23 protein-coding genes and 3 pseudogenes are annotated in these 26140 nt (G+C 29.5%); 3 read left to right on the forward strand and 23 right to left on the reverse strand.

The annotated features are described in order from the left end of the window. The first annotated feature begins 48 nt into the window (after positions 1–48). Positions 49–489 (forward strand): N-acetyltransferase, encoded by a 441-nt coding sequence (locus ACP7BT_RS03395; RefSeq protein WP_037538588.1) that lies wholly within the window; start codon positions 49–51, stop codon positions 487–489. Between the two features lie 114 nt (positions 490–603). Here ACP7BT_RS03395 and ACP7BT_RS03400 read toward each other — a convergent pair whose 3' ends face one another. The 4 genes from ACP7BT_RS03400 to ACP7BT_RS03415 form a co-directional block, all read right to left on the reverse strand. Next, on the reverse strand, positions 604–1287 hold the full coding sequence (locus tag ACP7BT_RS03400) for a YjjG family noncanonical pyrimidine nucleotidase (protein WP_041080405.1): 684 nt from the start codon (positions 1285–1287) through the stop codon (positions 604–606). A gap of 134 nt (positions 1288–1421) precedes the next feature. Beyond that, positions 1422–1556, reverse strand: coding sequence for a beta-class phenol-soluble modulin (locus ACP7BT_RS03405; protein ID WP_002483553.1), 135 nt, complete (start codon positions 1554–1556; stop codon positions 1422–1424). Positions 1557–2154: 598 nt separating this feature from the next. Beyond that, positions 2155–4038: a glycosyltransferase family 2 protein gene (locus ACP7BT_RS03410; RefSeq protein WP_041080404.1), complete on the reverse strand. Its 1884-nt coding sequence runs from the start codon at positions 4036–4038 to the stop codon at positions 2155–2157. A 277-nt stretch (positions 4039–4315) separates the two neighbouring features. Further along, positions 4316–4819 (reverse strand): DNA topology modulation protein, encoded by a 504-nt coding sequence (locus ACP7BT_RS03415; protein ID WP_002483555.1) that lies wholly within the window; start codon positions 4817–4819, stop codon positions 4316–4318. 407 nt (positions 4820–5226) lie between these two features. Between ACP7BT_RS03415 and ACP7BT_RS03420 the strand changes: the two are divergent. After that, positions 5227–5824, forward strand: a pseudogene (locus tag ACP7BT_RS03420) (LysE family translocator). 558 nt (positions 5825–6382) lie between these two features. On the opposite strand, the gene ACP7BT_RS03425 reads toward ACP7BT_RS03420, so the two are convergent. From ACP7BT_RS03425 to ACP7BT_RS03480, 12 genes and pseudogenes are all read right to left on the reverse strand, one after another. Next, the gene (locus tag ACP7BT_RS03425; RefSeq protein ID WP_256121637.1) at positions 6383–8740 is read right to left on the reverse strand and encodes a heavy metal translocating P-type ATPase; all 2358 of its coding nucleotides are present in this window, start codon (positions 8738–8740) and stop codon (positions 6383–6385) included. A 192-nt stretch (positions 8741–8932) separates the two neighbouring features. Next, a complete protein-coding gene (locus ACP7BT_RS03430; protein WP_041080402.1) occupies positions 8933–9247 on the reverse strand; it encodes an ArsR/SmtB family transcription factor in 315 nt (104 codons plus the stop codon). Positions 9248–9387: 140 nt separating this feature from the next. Next, a complete protein-coding gene (locus ACP7BT_RS03435; RefSeq protein ID WP_115340627.1) occupies positions 9388–9846 on the reverse strand; it encodes an IS3 family transposase in 459 nt (152 codons plus the stop codon). A gap of 3 nt (positions 9847–9849) precedes the next feature. Continuing rightward, a complete protein-coding gene (locus tag ACP7BT_RS03440; RefSeq protein WP_152609427.1) occupies positions 9850–10296 on the reverse strand; it encodes an IS3 family transposase in 447 nt (148 codons plus the stop codon). Next, positions 10257–10940 (reverse strand): helix-turn-helix domain-containing protein, encoded by a 684-nt coding sequence (locus tag ACP7BT_RS03445; RefSeq protein WP_002483560.1) that lies wholly within the window; start codon positions 10938–10940, stop codon positions 10257–10259. Before ACP7BT_RS03445 ends, ACP7BT_RS03440 begins: the two co-directional genes overlap by 40 nt. Before the next feature lie 85 nt (positions 10941–11025). Further along, entirely contained in the window at positions 11026–11133 is a 108-nt protein-coding gene (locus ACP7BT_RS03450; protein ID WP_011303344.1) for a putative holin-like toxin, read from the reverse strand. Positions 11134–11672: 539 nt separating this feature from the next. Further along, a pseudogene (locus ACP7BT_RS03455) lies at positions 11673–11872 on the reverse strand (hypothetical protein). Positions 11873–12057: 185 nt separating this feature from the next. Continuing rightward, the gene (locus ACP7BT_RS03460; RefSeq protein WP_041080401.1) at positions 12058–12522 is read right to left on the reverse strand and encodes a hypothetical protein; all 465 of its coding nucleotides are present in this window, start codon (positions 12520–12522) and stop codon (positions 12058–12060) included. A 231-nt stretch (positions 12523–12753) separates the two neighbouring features. Continuing rightward, positions 12754–13551, reverse strand: a complete 798-nt coding sequence (locus ACP7BT_RS03465) for a hypothetical protein (RefSeq protein ID WP_041080400.1) — start codon at positions 13549–13551, stop codon at positions 12754–12756. Positions 13552–13569: 18 nt separating this feature from the next. Beyond that, positions 13570–14652, reverse strand: coding sequence for a hypothetical protein (locus ACP7BT_RS03470; protein ID WP_041080399.1), 1083 nt, complete (start codon positions 14650–14652; stop codon positions 13570–13572). A gap of 277 nt (positions 14653–14929) precedes the next feature. Further along, positions 14930–15877: a peptidoglycan recognition protein family protein gene (locus tag ACP7BT_RS03475; RefSeq protein WP_041080556.1), complete on the reverse strand. Its 948-nt coding sequence runs from the start codon at positions 15875–15877 to the stop codon at positions 14930–14932. Between the two features lie 427 nt (positions 15878–16304). Then, entirely contained in the window at positions 16305–16562 is a 258-nt protein-coding gene (locus ACP7BT_RS03480) for a phage holin (RefSeq protein ID WP_041080397.1), read from the reverse strand. A gap of 53 nt (positions 16563–16615) precedes the next feature. Between ACP7BT_RS03480 and ACP7BT_RS03485 the strand changes: the two genes are divergently transcribed. Further along, a complete protein-coding gene (locus ACP7BT_RS03485) occupies positions 16616–16714 on the forward strand; it encodes a hypothetical protein (RefSeq protein ID WP_104013924.1) in 99 nt (32 codons plus the stop codon). Between the two features lie 248 nt (positions 16715–16962). Here the strand turns inward: ACP7BT_RS03485 and ACP7BT_RS03490 are convergent, their stop codons facing one another. The 7 genes and pseudogenes from ACP7BT_RS03490 to ACP7BT_RS03520 form a co-directional block, all read right to left on the reverse strand. After that, positions 16963–17250 (reverse strand): DUF7365 family protein, encoded by a 288-nt coding sequence (locus ACP7BT_RS03490; protein WP_041080395.1) that lies wholly within the window; start codon positions 17248–17250, stop codon positions 16963–16965. A 34-nt stretch (positions 17251–17284) separates the two neighbouring features. Further along, positions 17285–19171 (reverse strand): annotated as a pseudogene (locus tag ACP7BT_RS03495) (glucosaminidase domain-containing protein). 55 nt (positions 19172–19226) lie between these two features. After that, positions 19227–19559, reverse strand: coding sequence for a DUF2977 domain-containing protein (locus tag ACP7BT_RS03500; RefSeq protein ID WP_041080394.1), 333 nt, complete (start codon positions 19557–19559; stop codon positions 19227–19229). Next, positions 19559–21424 (reverse strand): phage baseplate upper protein, encoded by a 1866-nt coding sequence (locus ACP7BT_RS03505; RefSeq protein ID WP_041080393.1) that lies wholly within the window; start codon positions 21422–21424, stop codon positions 19559–19561. Before ACP7BT_RS03505 ends, ACP7BT_RS03500 begins: the two co-directional genes overlap by 1 nt. Continuing rightward, entirely contained in the window at positions 21424–23331 is a 1908-nt protein-coding gene (locus ACP7BT_RS03510; RefSeq protein WP_080773302.1) for a hypothetical protein, read from the reverse strand. Before ACP7BT_RS03510 ends, ACP7BT_RS03505 begins: the two co-directional genes overlap by 1 nt. Positions 23332–23345: 14 nt before the next feature. Beyond that, on the reverse strand, positions 23346–25202 hold the full coding sequence (locus tag ACP7BT_RS03515; protein WP_041080391.1) for an SGNH/GDSL hydrolase family protein: 1857 nt from the start codon (positions 25200–25202) through the stop codon (positions 23346–23348). An 11-nt stretch (positions 25203–25213) separates the two neighbouring features. Next, the gene (locus tag ACP7BT_RS03520) at positions 25214–26140 is read right to left on the reverse strand and encodes a phage tail domain-containing protein (protein WP_041080389.1); all 927 of its coding nucleotides are present in this window, start codon (positions 26138–26140) and stop codon (positions 25214–25216) included.

Here is a 26140-nt window from a genome sequence, read left to right on the forward strand (position 1 = left end):
TAAAAATAAGGTATAATAGAATAAATGATAACAAAGGGGGAAGATGCGATGAGTAGTGTAAAGCGTCTTGATATAAATTATAAAACAGACGAACTATTCGAAGATTTCAGAAACTTCGGTAATAAAGATTTGTATTTAGTAGATGAACTTCGAGGAGAAATGATTGATGCAAGTTCAGATTCACCTTTTTATGGTATTTATGTAGGTGATCGTTTAGGGGCTCGAATGGCACTATATCGTAAAGGTGAAGTTGAGGAAACTCATTTCCCGGGCTTTGATGATTATAACGTGATTTGGAAATTAGAAGTGCTACGTGATTTTCAAGATCGTGGTTACGGTACATCTTTATTAGATTTTGCCAAAGATCAAGGCTTACCAATCAAAGTCATCGCACGAAATCAATCTAAAGATTTTTTCATTAAACAAGGTTTTACAGATTTAGAAGAAACAAATAGAGATGGTCATGATGTTTTAGTTTGGACTCCATAATCAAACGGGTCCTAATAAAATGAAAAGTGCCCTTCAAAGCAATCATTAAAAAATGAAAACTTTGAAGGGCATTTTATATGACTTGAATTCGTTTAGTAATAATTAAATTAACGGTTAAACATACGCGATTACTTCTTTTAACGAATTCACTACATAATCTGGTTTAATTTCCGTATCATTTATTTTATTTCTTGGATTAAACCAACATGTCTCGATATTCGCATTTTTCCCACCTAAAATATCAGAAGACATAGAATCACCTATAATCATTGCGTAACCTCGTTTATCTTCACCTATCTTATTAAATACGTAATCAAAAAATTCAGGCATCGGTTTTTGGTATCCTGTTTGTTCAGAAACAAAAATATCTTTAAACCAATGGCCTATCTTCGTTTTTTCAATTCGTCTTTCTTGTGTTTCTAAAACACCATTAGTCACTATATACAAATCGTGATGTTCTTTTAATTGTTTTAAAGTTTCAATTGTTTGATCAAAATGTTTAATCGGTGCATTCGCAAGTTCATCTCTAAAGATTTGATCAGCTAACTTACCATCTATCTTCATTTGATGTAAATGAAAGTATGCCTCAAAACGTTTACTTAAAACTTCATCTTTAGTTAATTCATTCTTTTGAAAAGCATCCCAATGTGCCTGATTTATTTTTTTAAATGTATGCAAATCATTTTGATTGGTCTTTATTTGAAATTGTTGTGTCATTTCATAAAATGCATATGCTTCTGCATCATCAAAATCCACCAATGTGTCATCAAAATCTATAAGTAAACTTTTCGTTCTCATTTTGTCACCCTCTAGTACGCTTAAATATATTTATTTCAAATATATCATATTCTTTAATTTCTCCATATTATTCTTATATAACACAAAAATGGCCAAGGTTATCACCCTGACCATTGTTTATGATATTAATAATACTAGAAGCCGAATAATTTTGATAATACGCCTACACCGTTTTCTACGATGCTTACGATACTTGTACCTAATTTCGCGCCGTCTCCAGCGATGCCTGCTTGTACAGTGTTTTTGATTGCTTCGAATAAACCTTCCATTATAAACACCCCTCGATAAAAAATTAGATGATTATGACTTTTTTTAATGTAGTGAACGATATTTACAAAATCTTATTTCGTCTAGCTATCGTTCGATATATATACTATAAGATATGACGTGATTTAATTGTGCGATTTTTCTTACTTAGTCATAAATTGGCTTTAACTGTCCTTTTATCTCAAATTCAAAACAGTATCGCATGCCTAACTATATTATATGCAATTTAATATTGCGAAATTAAGTAAACAAAATATTTCTTTTGAGTTTGTTTAGTATTTTAAAGTATGAAATTGAATATTACTTTCATGATCTAACCGCAAAATGGATGCTAATTTAAAAAGTATGATAAATAGAGGCCATAAAGTAAAATGCCATGCCCTAATCAATGCAGTATAAGCACATCAACAGCAATGTGTTTTAGAGATTAATCATTATTTACAAAAAAAGACTAAGCACATAAAAAATGGCTTAGTCTTTTTAGCCAGTCAGTGAATGGCTAGATGGAACTATGAAATCGTTATTGGACCATTCGATTTCTGTCGCTCGCTTTGTTTTTTTTCTTTTCGTTTTATGGACCAAATTTAAATCTCTTGGATCTTAACTTTCCTCTACAAAATCACGATTAGCAGTGATAAATGTATCTTTAAAAGTTTTGAGTCTTGGCGTCCCCTTAGGTGATAATACAATTTTTTGAATATCTACATGATCGCTAACAGATAATACATTCACTGCTTCTCCATCGAATTTTCTGTTTGAGTATTCCTTACATTTTTTCAAGATGTTAACGCTTCGAGGTTGATTATAAATATATTGGGCTTGTTTCGATTTATTAACTGCTTGTATAAATTGCTTATTTGCAGTTAAATAGTGACCTTTTTCTGTCTGAAGTCTTGGTGTCCCGTTTCGCGTATATACCAATGATTTAATATTTATTAATTCCCCCATTTCAATGGTTATTTGAGCAGGTTGTTTAAATTCAACATCATCATACAGTTTGGCTTGTTTCACAAGAGAAACCGCTTTAGGTTTATATGTTAAATATTTATTATCGTCCACTTTTTTGGACTTCGGTTTTGTTGTTGATATGAACTCTGCTTTAAATCCTTGTCTTTTAAGATTTATAGTAGTATTTGCATTGGGTAAGTTCATATTGACGTTTACGAATTTATAACCATCGTAAATAATACTAATATTGAAATCAAAATCACATTGCTTCAAATCATCAGTCCTAAAATAAATATATTGATTTTTTTCCTCAAATTCTACATCTATTGTATTGATTTCATTATTAAGTTCAGTCATTACAACCTTGTTAATTACCTTTTTATCATCTTTATATAAACGAACGACCTCTTTCATTTCATTATCGATAAAGTGTGTGCCTTCATAAACTGCGAAAAGGGGTTCTTTGATAGGTAACGCTTCTGTTAAATTATCAGACATTAAAAAATATATTTGGTTATCTTTAACATACTTTTTAGCGTTTCCACCTTGTATAACCAATTTTATGAAATCACATAATTCCTGATATGACTCATGTTTTAAAAAGTGATAGATATTTCTAAATTTATCATTTAATAAATAGTATTCTAAATTTTTACTATGAGTTTCTAGCGTGCGCTCCATCTGATTAAACAAATCATAAAACGCTTGCTTATCTTCAGCATTTAAAAATCGCTTGTTATTAAATAAACGCGACATAAAATCCATTTCAATAATTCTACTAATCGCTTGATATTCAGCGTTTTCAGGAATATCTAATTTTAGTACTTCTTCTAAAACAGATAAGTTTAATTGTGTTTTCTCAATAATGCTCGTTTCGCCGACTAAAGATTGGTTATAAGAATAACGGTTAACATGATATACCGGACTCGGATTCATCGACGCCGTTTGACATCTTGAGATCGCATCTATAAAAAATAACTTATCTTCTCCATACTTCATATGTTTGAATTTTATATTATTATCTAAAATAATTTGACGTTTTATGATCTTTCCAGGTGGACCTACAGCTCTAAATATACGTTCAATTTCATAAGGAACTAAATAATTGGCGACTTTATACGAGCTAAACCTACCTAATTTTTTAATTGCTTTTTCAGTATGTTTAACACTTTGACCAAATGCAACATCTGAATGATGATCCACTGCTTGATTTAATAATGTTGGCAATCCTTCTGCGTCTAACCAATCATCGGCATCCAAAAACGTAATATACTCACCTTGCGCATTGTTTATCCCTACATTTCTAGGTTCCGAAGGGCTCCCTGTATTTTCATTTAATTTAATCAATTTAATAAAATTGTATTTAGCCACAAATTCTTCTATTATTTCTAAAGACTGATCATTAGAACAATCATCTACAAAAATTGCTTCAATGGCTTCTTTATTTATATTTAAATTATTAATAGACTCTACACATGATTCTAAAAATAACTCTTTGTTGTATACAGGTACTATGATAGATAGCAATTTCTTCATTGCATGAATCCCCTTTTAAATAAATTCTGTTTGATACTTATATATGGTAATGCTAAATGTTTTCTAACACTTTTATAATCTAAGTTGTAGATATAATTGAATACTTAAAAATTAATTTTTGAGAAAGTCTTATCTTACGTTAACATACAATAACCATATACTACACATATAATCATTAAATATATTATAGGAATATATTTAATAGAAAAATCAATATTTCAACCTTCTAAGTATAAGATGAAAAATCTGGAATTTTAATCATATTGCGTCATATAAATTAACAATTCCTCAAAAAATTTCGAATTTGCTTTTGACCCTTCAATACAAATACATGTTTATGGTTACTTTGCATTTTAATTTTTTCTAGCACTTGTGGTTTTCTATCAATTGGATAGCGCCAAATATATTTTAAGAATGTGAAAGTTAATCTTTCTTCACAACCTTCTCTCATATCTATACGTGTTTTTCCTATATTTGAAAGATATCTTTTAAACACTCTGTAAAAACAAACGACTCTAGGTAAATCTATAAAAATGATTGTATCTGCTTCATTAATTCTTTCATCAAATAGCGCTGAATAATTGCCATCAATTATCCATTTATTATTTTGAATCAATTGCTTATGTATCTTAATTTGTTCATCATAATGCATCATCTGCCAATTTGGTTTCCAAAAATACATATCTAAATGATAAACAGGGACTTTAAGTATCTTTGATAATTGACGTGAAAACGTTGATTTTCCTGATCCAGAAGACCCAACAACCATTACCTTATCCATCGTTCTACCTCCATTTAACTATGTTGAAAGTTATAGACATTATGATATGAGTGGTAAGTAACGTTAAGCATATACGATTAAGCATATATTGTGAATCATTTTGTAGAATATGATACTAAATATCACTGTAATGGAAACAATAGCCAAACACTAAATCTGTATATTTTACGTTTATTAGAACGTAGAGCCTTTGAATATTTTTTATTGTTTCTCTGTCCTTACTATTTCCAACCAACCATTTCGCCCATTTTCGCAATTTAAAAAACAGCTAACTATTTATTTGAATGAGTTGTTAATTTATTTGATTTTGCATATTATTAAATTAACATGAAAACAAGGTGTAACTCATTTCTAAAATTCAATATAAGGGGGAATTTCATATGAATCATTGGATTAACTTTATTATTATGTCATTACTCATACTTATCGTACCGGGGCCTAGTTTTTTTGCAGTTATAAAAAACAGTACACATGGTGGCATTAAAAGCGGTATTTCCACAACATTAGGTATCGCCAGTGCCCATTTAATTTACGCTACATTAGCAACACTTGGACTTATTTTTATACTCGTAAGTTCACAAACTATATTTTTATTAATCAAAATATTAGGTGCAGCCTTACATTATTTATCTTGGTTTGAAAAACATACTGAATGCGCACAAATTTGAGTATGATAAATCAGATGGCTTAAATACAGAAAAACCCGATTTATTTAAGTCATATAAACAAGGATTCATCACTATGATTTTAAATCCAAAAGCAATTCTATTTTATATTAGTATATTACCTCAATTTATAAACCATCAAAGTAACCAAAGTATCCAAGTAGCAATATTTTCAATCCTATTTATAATAACTGTAATCACATGGTTTAGTTTATGTACTTTGGTCTTTAATTACATAAAAATCATCTTTGAAAAACCTAAGGTTAAAATGTGTTTCGATTATATCGTTGGTACAACTTTAATTGCATTATCCCTCAAGATATTAACTACAAAACATTAAATGATTACAATATCTTTTTGTTAATTACTTTTTGGTTATTGCGAGTCTTATATATAAATAAATGTCTTAGAGTCAAAATAGCTTAACTTATAAACAATTTAAAAACTCATAGTAGATTGTCCACTAAGTATTTTCATATATATGACCACACTATGATTTATGTGTTCAATGAATTACTAAAATATTATAAAACTGCTTGCTTATATAATTTGTTGATATTTTTGTGTTGTTTTAATTTGTATATTGAAAAAAGGGCAACACACATAAGTTTATCGCCCAATTGAGCCCGTTAAAAAGACGGTTCCTGAAATTTATAGTTAAAAAATAACCATCAACCTGCCAAATAAACCACTACCGTCAAGGTAGACACCTTAAATATAAAATTAATTATTTAGATACGTTCCAGAGTTTGGCAATAATTTGTGAAATTACAGAACGTATCTTTTATTTTTATAATAATTTCACTTAATATAGAAGTAAATACAAAAGCTAGAATAGCATTTACTGTTCTAGCTTTTGTATTAGTTAATATTATTTCATTCAAACTGTTGGACAAACTTATAATAAATTGTTTTTCTTAGTTCTTAATAAGCGCAATGAATTTAGTATAACTAATATCGCTGCGCCAGTGTCGCTTAATACGGCTAACCAAAGTGTTAGTAACCCAGGGAATACTAAGATAAAAGCAATCATTTTAATAATAATAGAGAAATATATATTTTGTTTAATTATATTCTTAGCTTTGTTACTAATAGTGATAGTGTCTGTTAGTTGATGTACATTATCTGACATTAATACAACATCTGCTGTTTCCATTGCAGTATCTGAACCAATAACGCCCATTGCAATACCAACTTCGCTTTGTGCTAAAGCAGGGGCATCATTGATACCATCACCAATCATTCCTACACGATAGCCTTTGCTTTGTAAATCTTTGATAGCTGATAATTTATCTTCAGGCATTAACTCAGCATAAACCTCTTTGATACCTGAAAGTTGCGCTATTTTATGTGCAGTTCCTTTATTATCACCTGTAAGCATTATAGTATTTTTAATATTACTTCCATTTAATTGTTGTAATGTTTGCTTAATATCCGACCTTAATGGGTCTTCAACAGTAATAAAGCCATGGATTTTATCTGCTGTTGCAATAATAATAACTGTATATCCTTGTTGCTCATATGAATATATTTCTTCTTTATAATTTACAATATTTTCATTTATAGATTCGATTAACTTTATGTTTCCTGCATAAATAATATTATGGTCAATTTTACCTTTAATACCTCGTCCAACAATATTTTCAAAATCAGTAACATCGTATGTTATAGATTTAAATTGTGAGACATAATCAACAATTGCATTGCTAATTGGATGCGTTGAGTATGATTCTAAACTTAGCGCAATATTCAAAAACATTTCTTTGTCAGATTCGATTGTTTTAATTTCTGAAACTTTTGGGCGTCCTTCAGTCAGCGTTCCAGTTTTATCAAAAGCTAAAGCTGAAAGTGTACCTAAAGCTTCCAAATGGTTGCCACCTTTGATAAGTACACCTTTTTTTGCTGCGCTACCAATCCCAGTAACAATAGCTACAGGAGTCGAAATAACTAGTGCACACGGACATGCTATGACAAGTAGTTCAAGTCCTTTATAAAACCATTCTCCCCATGTTCCTAAAGAAAAAATAGGAGGGATTACCATTACTAATAATGCTAATATGAATACAATGGGTGTATAAATTTCAGAAAACCGGTCGATAAAAGCTTGTGTAGGTGCTTTGTTTTCTTGTGCTTCTTCAACCATATGAATGATTTTAGACAGTGTGGTATCTTTAACTAATCTTGAAACACGTATTTTTAAAGTCCCGTTTTCATTAATAGAACCTGCATAAGCTTCTTCATTTATCGTTTTGTCTACAGGAATAGATTCACCAGTTATAGGTGCCTGATTTAAACTTGAATATCCTTCTATAATCGTACCATCTAGTGGTACTCGATCGCCTGGTTTTACAAGTAAAATTTCTCCAATACTAATATCTTTTAAGTTTTTTGAAATTATCCCCGTCTCTGTTACAACGTTTGCTTCTGCTGGTGTAATATCCATTAACGATTGAATAGAATTTCTTGTTTTATCTATAGAAATAGTTTGTAATAAAGTGCCAATAGTAAATAGTAAAACGACGATTGCGCCTTCAAAAAACTCACCAATTAATATGGCACCAATAACAGCTACAGACATTAAAACATTCATATCTAAACTCTTAGATTTAATAGCATAATAGGCACTTTTTAAGGGTTTTATACCACTGACTACAATAGCTATGATATACATCAAATTAGTTATCCAAATGGGTAGTGATACCATAGATGAAACAATACCAAGGATAAGAAATAGTGTTGATATAATAGGCTTACTAAACAAACGCCACTTTGTATTATTATTTTTATTACTGGATTGTAATGTAGCAGAATAACCGATTTTAGAAACTTCTTTTTCAATATTTTTAGTTTGATTGCCTTCAAAATCAATCTGCATTTTTCCAGTTGAAAAACTAACTTGTGTGTCATTTACATAGGGTAAATTGTTCAAATGTTTTTCAATACTTTTAGCACAACTACCACAATCCATACCTTCTATTGAAAATATTGTATAGTTTTGATTGCTATCATTTTCTTCGATACCATAACCCAATTTTTTTAGTGTTTGAGTCACTTGATTAATACTACTTTGAGATTTTAGTCCAACGCTTAATTTACTTGTAGAAAAATTAACTTTAGGATTAGTTACATCGTCTAAAGGTCTTAACGCTTTTTCAATGGTTATTGCACATGAACTACAATCCATACCTGTTACTTTAAAATTATAATTTGAAAATGGGGTGGCTACTTCATCGTCTTCTTCAGAACTATTACTCATAGCATTACATGAAATGTTATGAGTTGAATCGATGCTTTCACCGTTATTTGTACAGCATTCGTCATTTTGATTTGCTACCTTAGGCTCATTACTACAACACTTATTTTCGTTAACTGAGTTACTTGTACAACAAGTATTAGATTCAGCTTTATTATTACAGCAATTAGTACTCATTTAAGTCATCTTCTTTCGTTATATAGTATGATACTGGCAACTTTGAATATCATCTTCAGTATTTTCAACTACAGAATCAATAAGTTTAAGCAGTTCTAAAATTTGATTGTTTTTTATTTGGTAATAAACGTATTTACCTTCTTGTCTAGAATTAACCAAACCACACCCTTTGAGACAAGATAAATGTTGAGAAATACTAGATTGACTTATTTGAGAATGTTTAACAATCTCATTGACAGTCATTTCTTTCGATTTAAGTAGCTCTAATATCATCAAACGTACTTTATTAGAAAGACCATGTATAAAATGTGCTTTTAACTCAATATCATGCATTTAATCACCTCATATTACCTAAAACTAATATAAATAACATATTACCATTTGGTAATATGTTATTCAATCCTTTTTATAATGTTAATTAGAATTTCGTTTGTCCTAATTAATTTTATTAGTTAGTCTGTAATTATTCTTTCTTAAGATACGTTCCTATATTCATTTGGTGTTAGTCCATCAAATTTTGGAACATATCTTTTATTCATATAATAATTAATATATTCACTGATGCCTGTTTCAAGATCTTCATATGTGCTGAATTGATTTCTATAGTAATATTCTGATTTTAACGTACCCCAAAAAGCTTCTATCGGTTGATTATCTAAACAACTTCCTGCTTTTGACATACTAATTTTTACGTTATGTGTATCTAAATAGTTCTTGTAATGTTTAGAAGTGTATTGAAAACCTCTGTCACTATGTAAAACTGTATTAGATGCATCATTATTTTGTAAGGCTAATTTCAATATGTCCATAACCAATTTTAAATCATTACGCTTACTCACTTTATAAGCAATTATACTTAAATCATACCTATCAATTATAGCGCTAATATAAGCTTTTTGACCTTTTCCATAATTTAAGTAACTAATATCTATAAACTATTTTTGATTTGGTTTATTGGCTTCAAAATTTCTATTCAATATATTTTCAGCTGTGAAATGTGGTTTGATTCTAGTCCAATTAGGACGTTTTTTTCTGATTTGTGCTTGTAAACCTAAAATTCGCATAATTCTTCTAATACATTTTATATTAACATTTAAATTGCACTCTCTTTTTAAAGCGTAATGTATCCTTACTACACCGAAGGTTTCTTTAGAGTTCTTAAATATACGCTTAATTTCTTTTGCAATTAATTTAGATCGTTTTTCATTATTAGAAATTTCTTTATTACACCATTTATAATAACCACTACGGCTGACTTCTAGACGCTCGTATAACATTTTAATACTGTAATTTTGTTCTCTGTTGAGCTCAAATATCATTTGATATAAATGTTCTTTATGACCTAATGAAAATGATTGTTTCGATACTTGAACTCTTGCCACTTTTTTACGATTGCTTTATCCATTTCTAAGTATTCTATTCTTGTTTTTAGTTTTTTATTTTCTAATTTTATTAGTTCTATTTCAGATAATTCTTGTTTTTTATTTTTTCCACGTTTATCTTTTAATCCATCTATACCATTCTTTTTATAGCTCTTCACCCAATGGTATATTTGATGGTAGGAAACACCATATTCCACGGAAGCCTCTTGATAGTTATAATTTTTAGCTATGACATTTTCAGTAATTTCAATACGTTCAGATAAAGTTGTTTTTCTTGATTTATTCATAGTGGAAAACCCTTTCCCTGTGTGCTTGTTAGATTTTCCCTTTTTATAATTTCTTAACCACAATTTTAAAACTGATATAGAGCTAATATTATACTTGTTAACAACTTTATACAGTGGAATATTCCTTTCTAACACATCTTCTATAGCTATTGCTTTAATCTCTGCAGAGTATTTATTTCTTTTACTAAAAGGTTTTAATCCATCTACACCATAAGCTTTATATCTTCTTACCCATTCTTGTAATGTAGCGCTAGAAACTCCATTATTTTTTGCTGTACTATATCTTGATATATTTCCATCAACTATATCTTCAACTATTTTAATATGCTTTTCTAAACGCATCTTATTTGTAGTCATAAAAAATACACTCCCCTAATTATAGTTCACTTTTTATATTTAAAGTGTCTACTTTTAGGGGAGTGTATCAAAAAAGTTGGGATGGTTATTTTTTATGGCTTGATTTAACAATTGTGATTGCTATACCTAACAAGGTAACGATGAATGTACCGAAACCTAACATTAAGTACGGCACTTCTACAATTGAAACCAAACAAGGCGTCTCCTTTCTAAAGATTTTGTCGGTACTTTCATAAGCACCACCTCACTTTATACTGAGATTAGCCACCATCTATCCAACTTACTCACCTTAATCTGCTTTCTTCAAATCTTTCCATTTCGCTTACTATCCCGCTTACATTAATTCTATAAAAAAAGAACCTTGCAAGCGCAAGATTCTTAATTGAATAATATGTAATTTATTCTTTTAGTGTCCTGGGAGGGCTGCTATACAGCCCTTATTATCAGTGTTTGTAGCGTTTTAGTGACATGCCAGTGCCATAAAAATATTGATTATATATTTCTTACATTTTAATGGTAGAAACTAGTTCGTTATCTTTAACGTTACTAAATCTATTATTGTGCAATTTTAAACACCTTGACAGATTCTTGTTATTACTTTTACGATTGTATATTGATGTTTAAAAGGACTTGTGGAATTACTGTTTTAAAAGACTTTTAAAATGTTATATTTCTATGAGCGTCTGCACTTTTTTAAATAATCTGTCTTTTTTTGCCCTAAAAAATACCCACCTATTCACTTAGGTGGGCTTTTGCGTATTCGTATAGTTTGCCTGTAGTTTCTAAACTCAAATTACTCAAATCGTTTTTACCGTTTTTCAATCTACCAATTTTTGCACCACTTATACCAGTATCTTTTCTATTTGATAAGCTGTTTTGTCTGATTCTAGCAATTTTTGAATTGTATCATACACCTCATTGATCGCGTTCATTTAAAACACCCACTTTACAAATAATAATATAGCTACTATTACAAATAGACCAATCACAAATTCTTTCTTTTCCTGCTTAGTTGCTTTTTTACACTCATTTGTATTTTCATTGTATCCCAATGAGTAATATTGTAATTTTACAAATTAGGATCCCCAGTTTTGTTTATGAAAATAGTATATAGTTACTATTCTTGATCTTCATAGGATGATATTTTAAAAAAAATAGTTATAACTCCTACTGACATTAAAAGAATACTAAATAAAACACCTACTATATGAAAGTAAACATTATTTAAATCTAATATAACTTTACCCATATAAGATAATAATAATATTACGGTAATATAATTTACCCATACAGTAACAAACATTTTATAACTCCTGATTAATGAGGTTATCATTTTCTCTTGGTAATTAAGAATTACATTAGTCAGATTTAAATATAACTCTTTACTATAATTGCCTAAAATAGTAGTGACTATAAGTAATAAAAAAGACTGTATACCAATTATTTCTTTTGAAGAATTTGAATTAATATATAAGTAGAGACAGATGTATATAGCGGTTATTAATATTATATAAACAATACTCAAACACTTAATTCCTAGTTCTTTTTCTTCTATATATTTCTTGAAAGTTTCTTCATCCAAATACATTAACACCTCAATTTTAAATTCATTTTAAATACTGATTCACAATATTTTATCATGTAATTTTTTATAGTTCTATTTTAAATTAACCTCTTAATGTAAATGTATTTCTATTATCTCCACTGCAAATAATAAAACGACCTTACTTAATACAGTTTCTACATATGATATATATAATATTATTTCCAAGTTCTTTATCATCTAACTGGTATCAAAATTGAGTTGAATATTTTAATTTAAATATCCTGCTATAGTTGAGATACTTGAAACTGTGCCTATAGTTTTACCTATGAAAGATAAATATTTTTTAGCCATTTCTTTATCATGTTGTTTTAAAGATTCTTTAAAGTTTTTTAAATGCTCATCATTCATATTTCGTAAAACTTCATCATCGATATTATTTATATAATCCTGCAATTCCACAACATGTTCTTCTGGAACAATTGGAATTTGACTATTATGTGTGCTTTGAATACTAGCATTATTAAGGTTAGAGTGATTGAAGCTATTACTAATTTGATTCATTTGGCTACCTCCATTAAAAACATTTATTATAGTTGGATGGGTGAATTCTTGCAATATTTTTTTTGTTTCTTCATCTATAATTATGTCGCTAATTGGTATATTTTTATCTGGAATATCAGTAATAGCTTTTTCAGTCTTTTTTACGGAATTTCCACCTTTATTTGATTCAATTAAATAATCCTTAAATTCTTTTGTTACTTGAAATTTAGGGAATAAATCATTTTCATCTACATCAAAAATATCACAACAAAAATCACATTCATATTCTTCCAAATCTTTATTGCTATTTAACGAGAGTACTCTATTACAATTAGGACATCTAAGTTCCCAACTCAATTCTAATTCTTTAGTAGCTACATGTTCAATTAACAATTTAAATGAGTCGTCTAATCCTATACTAGCGTATTTTGCAAACTTACTAGCAGTAAACTTTTCTATAGAACTATAACACAGACTCTCTAAAAACTCTTGGAATTTTTTTCGAGTAATGAAAGTGACAGTCATAAGTGATCCCTACTTTCTTTATTTGAATAATATATCCCTAACATAATTAATTACATGTTCACTAACATCAGAAGTAAAAAATATACTTTTAGTTTGAATACCAACCCTTATAGTATATTCATTTATTACGTTACCTTCAGTTACTTTAATCTTAATAAAACCAGTAGTTTGTGTTAAATTTGTTTTTAAGTATTTGAAAAGTGGCGTATTTCTTAATTCTTTATTACTTCCCAATCCAACAGTTTCTAAACCTGAAAGTAAAAGAGAAGAAAAAGGCATGATATTTTCGTCTATGTTATTATCAAATAGCTCATTCACATCATACAATGCACCTTCTAAATTATCAATATTCGTATCTTTAAAATAATCATCTATTGCGTCTAAAACTTTTGATACATTACTAAATTTATCATTGTCATCAACAATATTAATATCTGGTAAAGAAACCGTATCAATAAGTTCTCCTTGTAATTTATCAGCAACTTCTTCGACAGTAAATTCAAATTTTTCATTTATGACTATTGGCATAGTAGTATTATTAATGTTATCGATAAAAATATTCACTGTTTTTTTTGCTTTTTTAGCATCACCACGATATTCTAATATTTTTTCGTTAAAGTTAATATATATAGTTGCATATGCTGGTATTGGGGTTTTATTGATATTAGTACCATACATATCAGATTTAACTCCACTTTTATATATCAATCTGATATATATTTCTTTTGAAGTATCATTCGAAACCATACCAAAAATAGTTGGTTCCGTACTTAAATCTTCAATTTTAGGGATTGAAATATTGTCAAACAAGTTATTATTCATATAAGTTAAATTTTTAACTATCTCATCATATTTTAAGTTTTCATCTAATTCAAACCATTTAACTGCCGTTTTACCAGCAAGTAACTTGTTATTTATTATGTCTTTAACTTTATTGTTATGAGTTTCATTTTTATTAAACTTATCATAAACTGCAATAGCTAAATCTACTTTATTATTAATAGTGCTGGCAACATTTAACTCTGTAGCTAAATCTCTCAAATCATTTTTAGTAAACTTGGATAAGTCGTTTGGTATCACTAAATTATTAAAGTCTAGCATATAAATATCTCCTCATTTCACATCTCATTAATATAATAATACAAAATATTCATATAAAAAGATAGATAAATATAAAACAAGGCAGACATATAAAAATACCACCCAGTGACATGTGTGGGTGGTTTAAATCAAAACTTATTATATGATGATCAATCATACAATCATAAAAATGTGGGTCCGAACAAAGTTAAGCATCCGGTCACGCCAGCACGAATCAATTTCGCGTCATATATTATTTATTTAATCTTATATAAGATTATCACTATAAATACATTTTCTATTTAACTTCTAATTTACCCCATAATGCTTTTTCTTTTAATAACTTCTCTTCTTTATCAGTAATCTTACCTATAGGCATAAAGAAATTATCTTTTTTGTTTGCTCCATCTGCTTGGTATTTAAATCTAATCCACCACAAACCATTTTTCTTATCTTTGATAACTTGGTCGAATTTCACATATTCCCCAGGATAAATCCAAGAACCTCTATCTACTTGCGCTTTATCTAATCCCATTGCACGTCTAACAACAATTGGTTCCGTATTATTTTTACTAGATGTGAATATACCATTCCACGCCCAAACTGTACGAGGTGGTTTTGCTTTGATAGGTTCTTTTACATCTTTTGCTACTTTTTGTATTGGTGAATCACCTTTCATATGTTTAAGAACTAAACTATCAAGCACACTAATATCATTTCTACCATATCCTGCTGCTGCTAATAAATTACCTGGATCTTGTTTATCATATTGTATTTGTTGGTGTCCAGGCATTTCATTACGTGGGTTAATTTCCCATGAATTACATAATGCTGCCATAATACGACATGAATTATCTAGTGATTTAAGTGTTCGTGAACGATTAGAGAAGTAACAAGCTTCAAGTCCAAATGCAATATCATTTGCATCGTCACCATACCACTGATTATCAATTGGCGTATCATACAATACATGCCACGCTTTCTCCGTAACTGGTATACAAATAATACATTCACTATCGTCTACAAAAATGTGAGCTGATGCTGTTCTAGCCCAATCAATATTATAAGTATTTCTATAATAGTTAACATTTTGTTGTGCTGTTGAATCACGATTACCTGTATCATGAAAAACTGCAAATCGTGGTTTACCACTTTCTAATCTTTGTCCTGTTCGACGCGTGCCAATTGGTAAAAAATCAGTATAAACGGGTACGCCATTCCATGTACCTATTCTTTTTTTGCCCATGTTTTCCCCTCCATTTTCTAAATCATTAATAAAAGGGAGTCGTATGACTCCCCAAAATCCGTAGCTATCATAATCATGTAGAACTTTTTTAACTGGAGAACCATTCCATGTTCCCCAGTTTTGATCCAATGAATAAAAAGTTTCTAAATTACCTTCTAGACCAATAGAAACATGGCCATATTGTCCACCTACCCATACGCAAATATCTAATGGTTGGACAACTAAGTCTAGTGTGTTTGGTAAAAACTTTGTTCCTTTTGGTGCAGTTGCTCTATTTTTAGCATTAATAATATCTTTAGCATCACCTTGAAAATGCCAATTAAAATATTTTTTGCATACATGAATTACCCAATCGGCACATTGACCTGGATATATACCATCTTCATCATGTTGATATCCTATTCTTGAATTAACATATTTTAATGCATCACTTTTCTTTGCCACTTCGCATCACAACTTTTTCATATTTATTTTGTGTTTTTAGTTCTTTCATTACTTTATTACTTTCTTTAGCTGCATTAGTAAGTGGGTTATCTTTCCATGCCGTAATTAATGCTACTGCAATTGTCATTAACGTTGACTCATCAACTGGTATTGGACTAACACCTTTGTTTGCTAAGCATTGATTGACTAATACCAAAACCAATCCTAAAACTCTCACAATTACTGTTACTTTTACATCCATATAAATTTCCTCCTCATAATAAAAAGCCGACAGATTGTGCCGACTCATAGAATTTGATAATATTTTTATGTTGTGTTAATTTATATATAGAAAAAGGGCAACACACATATGTGTATCGCCCAAATGAGCCCGTTAAAAAGACGGTGGCATAGAGATAATTAAATATTAATAAAACCTTTTAACCATCTGCTCGCCAAAGCTATAGATGGTTATTTTTTATGGTCATTTTTACTAACTAATACTAAGCCAATGATTGTCATGACAATCATTAACATTTCATAATCAGTCAATGTTACTCCTTTCTAGGAGTCAAACCATATTTCATAGGCATCACCCCTTATTCAAAAGAGATTAGCCACCATCTATCCAACTTGCTCACTTTAATATTTTACCATATATATTAATTTTCTTTCCTCAAATCTTGTTTAATTTCGTCCATCATTTTAAGCATCATATCACTCTGCGTATTGAGTTTGTGAAGTAACTTCAAATCCTCATTTTGGCTTTTCAAATCCTTTTTTATATCCTTCAAATTTTCATCATGGTTATCTACCCTACTTTCAATTAATGTCAGTCTATTTTCATTTTCACGTTTATCCTTATTAATTTTCATCCAAAATGTAGAAATACTTATGAAAATTGGAATTAATATACTAAAAATCCAGTATATGAGACTTGGTTCATCCATTATTCCCCTCCTTAACTAATCAATTTAATCTTGACTATTTATATTTATCTCTTATGAAATATAGACCTACTAATCCCACATCTTTATACAGACTATAAATCATACTAGCTTGATGTTTACACCAATTTATATCTGTTGCATATTGCATAGTACCTGGGTTTCGTGGGTTCCATCTCATACGATATAACGTATTTTTACCTTTATTAAAGTAATTTTCTCTAACAAATTTAGCACCACCTAAGATACCCTTAGCTGGTGTTGTCCAACCTCTGTTTTTAGCATAACTAATTGCTAAATTTGGATTATTATCATAGGCATTAATACCAAAGAAATTGTATATACCATACCTACCACTAGCAAAATTCGATGTACCATATCCACTTTCTAAAAAGGCATGTGAAATTAGATAGATTTCATTAACATTGTGCTTTTTACAAGAATCAGCAAATGCTTTACCTTGTCCGTGTAACTTGCCTTTACCTTTTAATATTTGATTAAGTTTATCTACAGATACACCTTGATATTTACCTAAATTCAACATTTGGTATTTTTGCTTACTATCACTCCATATTTTATTTGGATCCATAGCAGCACTTACTTTTGCGCGACTAGCATTAAACCATCCACCACCAGTATTAACTACTGGAAGTCCCTTTGCCATTTGAGCATTTAAGGCTTGCGTAAACGTGTATTTACTAATTTCAATATCTACCTTACTTTTCTCTTTATTTTGAGTGGGTGGATTATTAGGTTTTTTGATAAGTACATTATTAGTAGCTGGTTTAAGTTTAATTCTCTTTTTAGATTTTTTAGTTACAATTTCTTGTTTAAGTAAATCATCTTTTTTACGATACATCGTTATTAATTTTTCAATAATAAGTTGATATTTTTCTAATTCTGGATAACCTTTTAAAATTAAGTCATAGTTAGTAGTATCTTTCATGATTCTCCAAATGTTTTCATCCAATTTTAAAGAATTTTCACTTAACTTTAGGTCGTTCCATTCCAACATTTTCAAACCATGAATCATTGCATAAATTAACGTACGCATATATTCTTCTTTCGTTTCAGACTCAGAACCGCACACTTCTAACACAATCCAATCATAATAACTTTCAACTTGAAATTTAGTATGTCGGCAATGCCATGTCATATCTTTGTCTACGTAACTATGAGGATAAATAATATCGTTGTTATATTTATTTCGTTGTTTATAAATATCTTTAACACTTCTAAACATAATACTTTCTTTGATATATAATCCCTTAATAGGCGAAGTTCTCTTATTACCATCAACAATGTAATGTGTAACGTTTTCTCTCTCTTTGTCATCTCTGAAACTTGTATAGGTAATATTAATAATATTTTTGAATCTTGGCATATTATCTTTTTTAGTTTCTGTTGGTGTATTATTCTTACTTGACTCATTTCCTTTACTAGGATTTTCTTTCTTCGGTTCAGGATGATATGGCGGCCTTACAAAATGTGTAACTCCACCTGGAGCATCAGTGTACTTATGTTTTATTTTATATGGAGGGCTTCCAGACCAATTACCAGTATAATAATTTTGATCTACTGACCAAAAATAATCTTTAGTGGACTTACCAACAACGATAGATACATGTCCTGGGTTTTGATTAGCCCATACTGCCCAATCACCAGGCTTAGGTACAAAATTCTTCGTATTTCTATAAATTTTAAAATTGTATCCACGATAATTGGATTTTTGAGCCATTGCATTTGCATTTCCCCATGTAAAGAATCCCCAGTATTTTTTTAATATATAGTTAGGTAAGTCCCAACACTGCCCGCCTCATTTTCCATCAACATTTATAGTTCTTTTTATTTTAGCAATAGTCAAAGCCCATGCCACTACTTCACTTACAGTTGGCTTACGTTTACTAGGTGAAGGTAACCCCATATTCTCACCTCCTTTAATAGCATAATAAAAAGACTACAAAATTTATTTGAAGTCTTTATGCTTCAGTAGATAACACTTTTCCCACTTTTTCTTTCAATTCGTTAAATTCTTTTCTAAGTTTCTCATTTTCTTTTTCTAATTCTTCAATTTTATCTTCCTTAAACCTAACCTCATCCGTTGCACTTTCTGTAAAATCAATTTCATTAGGTGGCTCATAATTAGGATTAATAATAACACCTTCATATTCCTCATAAATATATTTACTTGGTTCATAATTATCATAGAAATCATATGGTAACTCTTCTTCGGAAATTTCAATCGCATTTTCAATATGTCCTATGCGTGCATATCCAATTATTTCTTTAAATTCATTAAAAGCAATTTCCATTATCTCCACCCCATTATTTTTTGTACTGTAAACTTATTAGCATTTGCTCCTGATGGTTTTCGCAATCCTAAATCCCAAAAAACATCATTAACAATACGTAAAGTTTTATTATTAACTTTTGAAATAATACCTTCATATGAAGCACCACCATCGCCAGTAGAATCTGGAATATTATTTTTTGAAACAATAATACTTCCTGGCATTGATACTAAACTTACCTCGTTGAATGTTCCTCCTGGATATAAGCCAGAAACAATAAGGAAATCATATTTTGTATAATCATCAGTTAAAACAATGTCATTACCTACGCCATTTACAGAACCGTCAAATAAAACTTTTTTTCTTTCTTCATTAAAGGTACTCCAACTACTTAAATTTGAATTATTTAAAATTCTAACTAAGTTTTTTGATGTTCCTTTAGGTGTAAACTCATATAATTTATTCTCAGTGTCTTTTGCGGTAACGCGTAAATAACCCTCAGCACTTTCAATTCCTATTGGTAAATCGGGTACTTTAACTGCGTAAAAGTTTGCTGTTTTTAATTCAACTAATTCACTTTGAGAAAAATCTAAATCTATATTAATTGCATTACCTTCTGAATCGGTTAACCTATGTTTTTGTATAGCAGCAATATTCAATTGATTTTCCATAAACTGCTTATTTTCCGATGTTTTGGATTCTACAAAAGATTCAATATAGTTTCTTGTAATAGTTTCATCATTAACTTTCAGCCAACTTAACCAAATATTGTCTTTATAAAAACATGTGTATATTTCATTTGAATCATCTGGATACCAAATAGCCCTACCAGTATTTTGGGATTTATATACAACTAATAAACCTGATGCTATAGAAGAATGTATTTGATGTTCTGGTAATTCTTCATCATGATTTTCGTCATATTCTGAATCAACTCTACCATTATCTATATTTGATACTTCAGAATCACTTATATTATTTGCTAACTTAGATGATGGTGCATCGGTAGCATTATTAATATGAACAAATTTTGTACTTGTAGTATTTTCTAATATTGAATATATAGTTACATCGTTTAATTCTTCGGTTACTCCTGAATCATCAGTTAATTTTGATTTTTGATAGTTTACAACATCGCCTTGTTTCAACACACCTAGTTCTTTTGCTTCTTGCTTGGCATTGTCTATATAGGATTTTATATCTTCTTTAACAACCACGACATTTTCTACAAAACCATTTGTTTTATTTTCAAAATCTTTTTCTCGCTCACTATAAATCTTATTTAAGTTTGTTTCTACTTCATTAGACTTAAGTTTAATAGCACTTATACCTTCATTCACTTTATTTTCAATGCCTTCTACAAGTGTAGGGAAATCGCCTAATGCTTTATTAAATCTCGAAATATCTCCATTAAATTGTGCCATTATATCTTTAAGTGTTTTAATATAAACTAACTTTGTTTTACCATCAAAATCACTAATTTGATCATTATCAATTCTAAATGCAAATTCACGCATTACAATAATATTGTTACTACCATTTTGAGTGAAAAATACTTGTCCAAAAACTCTACCTGTGTACCTTAATAATTCATCAGTTAATGTATAAGAAAGACGTCCATTGATTGGATCAACGAACGTCAAATCATCTGATATGTGAGCACCAGTTTCAGCACCATAATTCTCTGTTTTTAAATCAATTGTAGCCTTAGCATTATTAGAGCCTATTTCAAAAGGTTTATCATTCTTTGTAACTATAAAATTTAATACAGACGTTCCTTTATCAGTATTAAAAAATCTAATATTAGTATCTGTTAACCTTTTATATTGCGAAGTTACTTCTAAAGGAACTATATTATCATCTTTTAAAAATGCTTCTTCCCTCATTATCCAACCTCCTTATAACTACCAGCATTAGAAAACCACTTAGATTTCTTCTGTCCCTGTGTTGTACGTTCTAATGTTTCAGGTGGTGCGATTATGTTATTTCTAAACAAAAATTCTTTATATTGATTTTGGGACAATTTAACTCTTAAATATACAAAACCTGCTACTCCTATATATTTAGTTGGAAAATCAACAAAACGTTTTGTATCTTCAGCTGTTAAATAAATCTCTAATCCTGGGATATTTAAATCAGCTAATTTATTAATACTTTTTGGTGGTGTTTCCCACATCTCACCATATGTCTTAACATAACTCCAACCCACTGAAGTTTTACCAGTAAATACATCAACGTTTCTAGTGAAAATCATTGTATTTCGTCCAAAAGAGTATCTAGTTAAAACCTGTCTTACTACTCCATTAATATCACCTGGTAACACATCAAAAAACCATCCGTAACCACGCCAAGCTTTACTTAAAGGAAAATCTTTAATGTTTAATGTGTCTCCTGTATACAAGTAATAATGACCAATGTCAGTAACATTACTTAATTTACTAAATCCTTGTGAAGGTAATGGTTTAACTCTTCCTCCAGTATCGGTCATTAAAACAGGTGTAGCTCTATTTTTTAAACTATCATTTAAATCTCTTTGAGCAATTGAATGAATTTCATGATGTCTATTGTTACCTGGTCCAGTTGTTACTCCAAGTAAAAGTGCCTTTTTACCAGTATCTTCATCATAGTACATTGCCATACCTTCAGCTTCTTGGAAGTCACCTACATAGTTTCCATCAATTCCTCCAATAGTAACTTTACGTTGCCATAAATGTTTACCGTTTTTGACATCAAAAGCATGTAAATAGTTAGGAATTTTGGGATTACTATCACCTGTGTACCAATACAAAATACCATCATCATAAGTCACGCCTTGCATTGGTTGTGTAGCACTTGTATATTCAGCAGGTATATCAAATTTATATAGTATTTTATCTACATTATTGTCTATATCGTTAATACTTCTTATTTCAATAAAGTTTAATGAATTCTTATCTTTAAATTCTTGCTGTGTATACTCTCTTCTAAATATCATTAATTCTTCTTTAGAATTATATATAGCAGTTGTATAAAGATTATTAAATACACGAGGCATAACATCTTGCATTTCTTCATCTTCGTACTTAATTTCACCCGTTTTATATTTAAATCTTACGAATCTATTCTTTTTATTAGTATTTAAAACTGCAGAATAAATCCATAACTCTCCTTTAATATATCGATATGCATTATGCGTACCATGTCCTCCATTTTTTACTAATAATCTATCTATAAATTGACCATTAGGTTTAAGTCTACTTAACATATAATCCCCGCCTGGTCTTGCTTGTGTCATATAAATAATTTGTGTTCTATAGTCTATCCAAAAACTTTGCATTACGGCATTTGTTCTTGGAGATAAATCAGTTATAAATTGTATTTCTTGATTCTGTGGATCAAAACGATATTCTGCATTTAAAAATTCTTCATGATTCTGTTTTGTTTCTTCGGTTAGTTCAGATATTAACTTTGTGTAGTATAGATTTTCGTGTCTTAATCGTTCATGAAGTGATGAATGAACAACACCTTGATTATCAACTCTTGCGTCTTTAACTTCATTAATACCATCACCATTATGCCCCAAAACTAAATTGTTTAATCTAGCTACTAAATATTTATAAAAATCTGCAATACTTTGTCTTTGATAAATAATCTGGTCGGCATTATGTGCTTGCTTATCTGTTTTACCATGTGCATACATATATAAATTAACGTTTTGCATAAAACGGTTTAACTTTTGATAGTTAAATTCATGTTGATTTATATACTTTTCATTAAACACAGAATGCAAACTTGTGATTAATTTTTCTTCCACTAAATAGTCCTCCTTTAATCGTAAAAGTTATAATAATTTTTGATTAGCTCATACATGATAACTTCATGTCCCAACTCATTAGGATGTAGTCCATCTTCCATATTTTTAGCTCTATATGCTGGATTATATGGATCTATTAAATCAGTATGATATGCATCATAAACAGGGATATTCAATTCTGTACAAGTTGAAATATGGGTATTTACATAATCTTCCAAAACTAATCCAAGTTTATTTTTATCAGTATCTCTACGTCTTATTCTTGTTCCATCAACAGGACATTGTCTTGTTGGAGTCATAGAAAGAATTTTGCCATTTGGGTTGTTTTTCTTAATCGCAATTACTGCTTGATAAAAAGCTCCATAATAAGTTTTCAAATCGTTTTTATCTTCACCTAGAGGTATGCCACCGTTACACAACCAATCATCATCGGTACCTTGAATTATTATTAAGTCGGTATCTTTAATCTTTAAAGCTTGTTCATAGATACTTCGTTCGCGATTAATAGACATAGTAGCAGCACCTACAGCACCATTAGTTACTGTTGCACCTATTTTTTTAGCAAGCATTTGTCCGAAGTTTTCTTTTGCACCAGAACCTTTTGCTACCGAATCTCCAATAACATAAATAGACTTCACATTCCGTATACTTGAAACAGATGTAAAGTCTATCATTATAGTGCCATTTTTTGTTTTTATCGTTTTACCAATTAAATCAGGTTTTGGTTTATTCAACTCAACTAAATAGTTGATAGCTTTAATTGATCTATTTATATCATTATTTCTTAAACGCTCTTTTTTACCTGGTGTTTCAGTAGATGAAACATCTAAATTTGCTACATATTTAGCAGCTTTTCTTGCCATTTTCTTATTTCTTTCTGTTAATGTAAAATCACCAAGTATTACATCTTGATTAATAATATTATTGTTCACATCACGTTTAGTCGTAATTTCAACAATTCTCACTTCATCATTGATATTATTAACTGAGTCTTTCAATACAGTTATATCACCAGGCATAGGCTTTGCTTCTTTATATGATTCAAGATGTATAAAATCAGTTGAAACGGAAATTTTAATACTATCGTTAATGACTTTTTCCATTTTCTCTTTCAACTTATCTTCGTGTTTAATACGGCCATCTATAACAGGTGGTGCATGTATTTCACCAATTACCTTTGCTACTGGGTGGACGTATGTTAATTGTAATACCCCCTCCATATACGATTCTTTTTCATCCTCAAAATCACCAAACCCTTTAATATAAGTAAAACGTTCTGATGCATCTTCTTCTAATTGTACATTATTCGCATTAATCTTTGTGTCTATTCGATATTTTGCTTCCTTACCTACAGACGTTTGCAAATAAAATGTTCTCGTTTTTTCATCATAATAATATTCAAGATTATAACGTTTTAAACCCTTTTTAAATAATTCTAGTCTTGAATCTCCTTCACCTAGATTTTCAAACCTAGAAGCATAAACTTTACTTAAAAGTTTAAAGTTATAACCACTACCTTTAAAAATAAGTTTAAAATATTCTTCGCCAGTAAAACTACCAGTATAAGATTCATGTATCCGTTTAGCTTTCAAATCAAATATTTCTCTTTTAATAGCTTTAACATATACTTTCTGATTTTCGCCAATGCTACTCTTTTTAATATAAATAATTTTATATTCATTAATATCATCAGTTCCACCTACATTTGATACTGTCCACATAGTAGAAATACTGGTAACTAAATCATAATTATATCTATCTTCTGTAATTTCAAAAGATAATACTGATTCTTCTGATACTTTATCCTGTGTAGTTGTATTAACAAATAATGGGAAACTACGCCCCACTATACTGTTTATTATTATAGGCATAATTTACCTCCCTATCTGTAATACATTTTGAATTTAAAAACAACTTTATTCACAGCTTGGTTAAAATGAAATTGATTATAACCAGGGATTAGTGATGGTTGGTTACCTGTGCCGTATTTCTTTCCATTTATAGGTATGCCATTTTTATATGTTTGTATACCATCATACTTAATGACGTCTCCTTCTTTTAAATCAATATTTTTTATGGTCATCATTTCACTCTTATACCCAGTGTCAAATGTAAAATGGTTTGTGTTTTCACCTATAATAATTTCAACAGTTAACTTTTGATTGAACTGATTTATCGGTATGTCACCAGCATAATAAACAAAATCATTATCTGTATTATAAAACGTAAACTTTCTTTGATTATTATTGCTGATGAAAGTCATTCCACTAGTCATACCCCATAAATCTAAATTATTTCCACTTTCTAAATCCGTACTATAACCAATGGACTCATAATAAGGTAATTCAACTGTTTCAAATTCTAATGTTATAATCCCTTCTGTTTTAGTCGTATCAAAAGAAACATTAGAAACCAATGTGACTAATAACTGTTTGCCATCTACATAATTAAGCTCAAATTCATGCGTAGGATCTAACATAGTCTGAAAGGGTATCTCGATATCATTAGCTGCCATTTCTCTCAAATAAAATTCACCAGAAAATAAATTTTGGATACTATTTTTTAAGTGAGATGCATATGCAATCTTACTAACACTATAACGAACAACCATTGTTGCTTTTTTATATCTTTCAACACTAGAATTAAGAAATCTGCCATTAATTCTCTCAATTTCATTAAAATCCAATTCTTTTTCTGAACCTTGTACATCGAATTCTACTACTTCTAGTTTTTGGCCAGTAATAGGGTTATCACTAATCCTATACAATTCGCCATTTTTATTTATTTCTACATCATGTGCTATAAACAT

The sequence above is a fragment of the Staphylococcus sp. Y174-1 genome (assembly GCF_049897865.1).
Lineage (GTDB): Bacteria > Bacillota > Bacilli > Staphylococcales > Staphylococcaceae > Staphylococcus > Staphylococcus saprophyticus.